This window comes from Agrococcus sp. HG114, from assembly GCF_024723325.1.
Lineage (GTDB): Bacteria > Actinomycetota > Actinomycetes > Actinomycetales > Microbacteriaceae > Agrococcus.
Genome location: NZ_JANQCH010000146.1, coordinates 1 through 5335, shown reverse-complemented (window position 1 = coordinate 5335; position 5335 = coordinate 1). Strand labels below are relative to the sequence as shown.

At 74.0% G+C, this 5335-nt stretch carries 6 protein-coding genes; 4 read left to right on the top strand and 2 right to left on the bottom strand.

What is annotated here, in order from left to right; translation table 11 throughout:
* Positions 1 to 201: 201 nt before the first annotated feature.
* The 4 genes from NWP09_RS11460 (at position 202) to NWP09_RS11445 (ending at position 3651) form a co-directional block, all read left to right on the top strand.
* Positions 202 to 621: a MarR family winged helix-turn-helix transcriptional regulator gene (locus NWP09_RS11460; protein WP_258275643.1), complete on the top strand. Its 420-nt coding sequence runs from the start codon at positions 202 to 204 to the stop codon at positions 619 to 621.
* The gene (locus NWP09_RS11455; protein WP_258275642.1) at positions 618 to 1883 is read left to right on the top strand and encodes an MFS transporter; all 1266 of its coding nucleotides are present in this window, start codon (positions 618 to 620) and stop codon (positions 1881 to 1883) included. The genes NWP09_RS11460 and NWP09_RS11455 overlap by 4 nt, the downstream gene beginning before the upstream one ends.
* Positions 1884 to 1885: 2 nt before the next feature.
* Complete coding sequence (locus NWP09_RS11450; RefSeq protein ID WP_258275641.1) at positions 1886 to 2356, top strand: DUF427 domain-containing protein; 471 nt, start codon at positions 1886 to 1888, stop codon at positions 2354 to 2356.
* A 131-nt stretch (positions 2357 to 2487) separates the two neighbouring features.
* The gene (locus tag NWP09_RS11445) at positions 2488 to 3651 is read left to right on the top strand and encodes an N-acetylmuramoyl-L-alanine amidase (protein WP_258275640.1); all 1164 of its coding nucleotides are present in this window, start codon (positions 2488 to 2490) and stop codon (positions 3649 to 3651) included.
* 97 nt (positions 3652 to 3748) lie between these two features.
* Here the strand turns inward: NWP09_RS11445 and NWP09_RS11440 are convergent, their stop codons facing one another.
* Positions 3749 to 4543 (bottom strand): sulfite exporter TauE/SafE family protein, encoded by a 795-nt coding sequence (locus NWP09_RS11440; protein WP_258275639.1) that lies wholly within the window; start codon positions 4541 to 4543, stop codon positions 3749 to 3751.
* A gap of 93 nt (positions 4544 to 4636) precedes the next feature.
* Positions 4637 to 5335: hypothetical protein (locus NWP09_RS11435; protein ID WP_258275638.1), on the bottom strand; the 699-nt coding region annotated here is incomplete at its 5' end.

Sequence of the window (5335 nt, the reverse complement as noted above, 5' to 3'; positions counted from 1 at the left end):
CCCGAGGCCGGGTCGCACCACGCGCCGCAGCAGGTGCCCGCGCCGGCGCCCGTGCCGCCGTCGGTGACCGCCGACACCCCCGAGACCGCCACCGCCGCCTCCGACGACTGAGCGCGCGAGCAGCGCGACCACGCGTCCCGCCGCGCGGCGGGACGCGCCCCGTCGTTGCCGCCGGGACAGGTCGTGAGGTAGACTAACGACATGCCCACCCTCGCGCTCGCCGACGCCCTGCGCGTCGCGCTCGTGCGGATGGGCCGGCGCATGCGCCGGGAGCGCGTCGACGAGGCGCTCTCGCTCCACCACCTGTCGGCGCTCGGTGCGCTGCAGATGGTCGAGGAGCCCACGCTCGCCCGGATCGCCGCGGCCGAGGGCGTCAAGCCGCCGAGCATGGTGAAGACGCTCCAGCACCTCGAGTCGCTCGGCTACATCGAGCGCAGCGACCACCCGAGCGACGGCCGCATGGTGCTGTTCCGCATCAGCGACAAGGGCGAGGCGATGATCGCCGAGACCCGCGAGCGCCGCAACCGCGCGCTCGCCGCCGCGATCGACGCGCTCGACCCCGAGGACCGCGCCGCCCTCGAGCGTGCCATCCCCGTCATCCAGAGGCTCGCCGAGCGATGATGTTCCGCTCCCTGCGCCTGTTCAACTACCGCATGTGGTTCACCGGCGCGCTCATCTCGAACGTCGGCGCGTGGATGCAGTCGACCGCCCTGTCGTGGACGGTGCTGACCGTGCTCACCGCGAACGACGCGACCGCGGTCGGCATCAACATGGCCCTGCAGTTCGGCCCGCAGCTGCTGCTCGTGCCCGTCTCGGGCCTCATCGCCGACAAGTACGACCGCCGCAAGGTGCTGCTCGTGACCCAGTCGGCGATGGGCGTGCTCGCGCTCATCCTCGGCGTCGTCGTCACCGCGGGGCTCGTGCAGCTGTGGCACGTGCAGCTGTTCGCGCTCGCGTTCGGCATCGTGCAGGCCGTCGACAACCCGGCGCGCCAGGCCTTCGTCTCCGAGCTCGTCGGCAAGGACGACATCGCGAACGCCGTCGCGCTCAACTCGGCGTCCTTCCACGGCGCGCGCCTCGTCGGCCCGGCCGTCGCGGGGCTCCTGATCGCGCTCATCGCCCCCGGGCCCGTCTTCCTCATCAACGCGCTCACGTTCATCGCCATGCTCGTCGCGCTCTCGCGCATCCGCACGTCGGAGCTGCAGCCGAGCCCGCGCGGCGCGAAGGGCCTCGGCGACATCGTCGCGGGCTTCCGCTACGTGAAGAAGCGCGGCGACCTGCTCATCATCTTCACGATGGCCTTCATCCTCGGCACGTTCGGGCTCAACTTCCCCATCTACATCTCGACGATGACGAGCGTGGAGTACGAGGCGCAGGCCGACACCTTCGGCGTGCTCTCGAGCGCGATGGCGATCGGGTCCGTGACCGGCGCCCTGCTCGCCGCACGCGCGGCTCGCCCCCGCTGGACGCTCATCATCGGGGGCCTCGGCCTGTTCGTGCTCGGCTGCCTCGCCGCCGCGGTCGCGCCACACATCATCCTGTTCGGCGTCGCGCTCGTGCTCGCGGGCTTCACCGCGCAGCTGTTCATGACGAACGCCAACTCGATGGTGCAGCTCACGAGCTCGCCCGAGATGCGCGGCCGCGCGATGGCGCTCTACGGCGCGGTCTTCATGGGCGGCACGCCGATCGGCGCGCCCATCGTCGGCTGGGTCGCGGATGCGTGGGGTCCCCGGGCGGGCCTGCTGGTCGCGGCGGGCACGTGCCTCGTCGCGTTCGTCATCGGCGGCATCTGGTGGCTGCGGGTGCGTCGCTCCGACCGCATGACGCGCACCGGCACGCTCACGCTGCCCCCGCCCACCGAGGCGATCGACGTCACGAAGTAGCCGTGCGAGCGATCGAGTCGGTGTGGGACTACCCGCGGCCGCCGCGGGTGGAGCCAAGCGACGAGCTCGTGCGCGTGACGCTCGGGGGCGAGGTGATCGTCGAGACCCGGGCCGCGCTCCGCGTGCTCGAGACGAGCCATCCGCCCACCTACTACCTGCCTCGCGCCGCGTTCCGCGAGGGCGCGCTCAGCCCCGCCCCCGGAGCGAGCGTGTGCGAGTGGAAGGGTGCGGCGCGCTACCTCACCGTCTCGGGCGGCGGCCGCGTCGAGGTCGGCGCGGCGTGGGAGTACCCCACGCCCCGACCCGGCTTCGAGGCGCTCGTCGAGCACGTCGCGATCTACCCCGGGCGCATGGACGCGATCGAGGTCGACGGCGAGCGCGTCGTCGCCCAGGAGGGCGGCTTCTACGGCGGCTGGATCACCTCGAGGGTGCGGGGCCCCTGCAAGGGCGGGCCCGGGACCCGCGGCTGGTAGCGGGGTGCTAGCACGCGCGACGCCCGCGGGGATGGGCACTTCTCCCCCTGGCCGCCGCGCGCACCCGCTTCCTACGATGCCCGAGGCGACCGCCGCCGACCGGCGCGGCGCCCACAGCGCGAGGGAGCACCATGCACGCCGACGACCCCACCCGACAGATCGACGCGGCCGAGGCCGGCACCGGCGTGCCGGAGGTCGACGCGCACGAGCAGCGCCCCATCTCCCGGCGCCTGCTCTTCGGCGGCCTGCTCGGGGTCGCCGGCGCGCTCGCGCTCCCGCTCGCGCCCGGCTCGGCACCCGCCGCGCACGCCGCGGTCGCGCGGCCGTCGATCATCTCGTGCGCCGGCTGGGGCGCCGCCCCTGCACGCAGCGCCATCTCGCTCGTCGGCCCGCCGCAGAAGATCATCGTGCACCACACCGCCTCGTCGAACTCGACGAGCACCTCCCAGTCGGCGGCGATCAGCATCGCCCGGCAGATCCAGCAGTGGCACTTCGCGCGCGGCTGGTCCGACACCGGCCAGCACTTCACGATCGCGCGCGGCGGCTACATCCTCGAGGGTCGGCACCGCACCCTCGAGGGGCTCGCGACGGGCCGCCTCTTCCCGCACGGCGCGCACGTCTCCGGCCAGAACAGCACCTCGCTCGGCATCGAGACCGAGGGCACGTTCACGTCGGTGCAGCCGACGAGCGCGCAGTGGGCGTCGCTCGTATCCCTGTGCGCGTACCTCTGCCAGACCTACCGGCTGCCGGCGACCGCGATCTACGGGCACCGCAACTACAACGCGACCGCGTGCCCCGGCGACCTGCTCCACGCGCGCCTCGGCGAGCTGCGCAGCGCGGTCGCCGCCCGCCTCTCGGGCGGCACGGCCCCCGCGCCGACCCCGATCACGACGCGTCCCTGGCCCACCCTCCAGGTCGGCAGCGCCGGCTTCCGCGTGACCGCGGCGCAGCGCCTGCTCGTCCACTCGGGCCGGAGCCTCACGATCGACGGCTCCTTCGGCTCGCAGACGCAGTCGGCGGTCATCTCGTTCCAGCGGGCGAAGGGCATCGTCGCCGACGGGATCGTCGGCAAGCAGACGTGGGAGTCGCCGCTCGCCGTGACCCTGCGGCAGGGCGCGAGCTCGAACGCGGTGCGGGCGCTCCAGGGGGCGCTCAACGCGCGGGGCTGGAACCCCGTCGTCGACGGCTCGTTCGGCTCGATCACGCTGCAGGCGGTGCGCTCGTTCCAGTCGTCGCGCGGGCTCTACGTCGACGGCTCGGTGGGTCCCGTGACCTGGGCGCACCTGCTCAGCTGACGCCGCGCATCCGCCCCCGTGATCGGGCGCGGCGGTGCCGACCGGGCGCCGCCGCGCCGTCGCGACCAGGGAGGAGCCGAGCCGCGCCCGGCCGGGGTCACTCCTGGTGGCCCATCTTCCACGCCTCGATGACGAGCCGCACGATGAGCACGGCGAGGAAGACGGCGAAGACGATGGATGCGGTGCGCGGGTCGAGCGCGACCGACACGGCCGCGCCGAGGGCGGTCGTGACGCACGCCGAGAGCCCGACGATGAGCGCGGCGGGGATGTCGACGTTCGTGCGGCGCAGGTTGCCGATCGTGCCCGAGATCGCGGTGGGGATCATCATCGCGAGCGACGTGCCCTTCGCGACGAGGTCGCTCTGGCCGAACAGCAGGATGAGCATCGGCACGACGATGATGCCGCCGCCGACGCCGAGGATGCCGGAGAGCACGCCCGTGCCGAAGCCGAGCGTGACGAGGCCGATCACGGGCAGCACCGCCAGCTCGAGCTCGGCGTCGCGCGAGGGGACGACGAAGAACAGGCTCACGGCGACCGCGACGAGGAAGACGATGAACGCCCAGCGGATCGCGATCACCGGCAGCCGGTGCAGCAGGTGGGCGCCGAGCTGCGCGCCCACGACCGAGCCGAGCACGAGGATGAGCGCGACGAGCCAGTCCACCTGCTCGAGCGCCGCGTAGCTCGCGACGCCGACGAGCGCCGCCGGCACGATGGCGGCGAGCGAGGTGCCCGCCGCGAGCCGCCGCTTGAATCCGGCGGCGAGCACGAGCAGCGGCACGATGACGATGCCGCCGCCGATCCCGAACAGGCCCGAGAGGAATCCGGCGAACAGGCCGATGCCGATGAGCGACCAGAGCGGTCGGCGGTGCGGGGTCTCGAGCTCGTCAGTCACCCGTCCATCCTGCCGCGACCGGGCGCATCCGCCCTGCACGCCGAGGGGCAGGGCGGATGCGCGGGCTCGGCCGCGCGGCGACGGCTCGGCCGGTCAGGCCTCCGCGACGACCTCGGGCTCGACCTTCGCGCGGAGGGCGTGCGCCATCCACCACCAGGAGAGGACGCTGAGCGCGATCGGCACGACGAGCGACGCGAGGGTGCCGAGCGCGACCCACGGGCTCGCGAGGGCGACGAGCTGACCGGGGTCGGCGATGCGCTCGAGCAGCTGCGGGTCGAGGTCGACGCCGTTCGCGCCCCAGTCCCGGCCCCAGTCGGTGTCGCTCGGGTCGATGTCGACGCTCGGGCCGCCGAACGGCATGCCGAGGGCGGGGCCGAAGGTGACGCCGCCGAGGCTGCCGAGGAGCAGGTTCGCGCCGAGCGCGACCCCGAAGCCGGCCCAGGTGACGCCCGCCGGGCGCGCGAGGCCCGCCCGCCGCAGCATGCGGGCGCTGAGCCAGAGGCCCAGGAGCCAGACGACGACGCCGAGCGGGACGAGGAGCATGAGCAGCACGGCGCCGGGCGAGCCGAGCCAGTCGAGGAGCTGCGGCCACGCGCCGCTCGTCGCGCTCGGACCCCCGCCGCTGATCGCGAAGCCGATCCCGAAGACGGCGGCACTGAACACCATCGGGAGGGCGAGCAGGATGATCGCGGCCTGCGCGATGCCGAGGCCGAGCCACGCGATGCCGCCGCCGACGCCGCCTGCGAGTCGCGCGGCGTGGGCGTGCGCCTTGGGGAGCGGCGGGCGCGGGGG

Excerpts from the sequence above, each read along its gene's own strand:
- NWP09_RS11460 (WP_258275643.1), top strand. The coding sequence starts at position 202 with ATGCCCACCCTCGCGCTCGCCGACGCCCTGCGCGTCGCGCTCGTGCGG.
- NWP09_RS11455 (WP_258275642.1), top strand. The coding sequence starts at position 618 with ATGATGTTCCGCTCCCTGCGCCTGTTCAACTACCGCATGTGGTTCACC.
- NWP09_RS11445 (WP_258275640.1), top strand. The coding sequence starts at position 2,488 with ATGCACGCCGACGACCCCACCCGACAGATCGACGCGGCCGAGGCCGGC.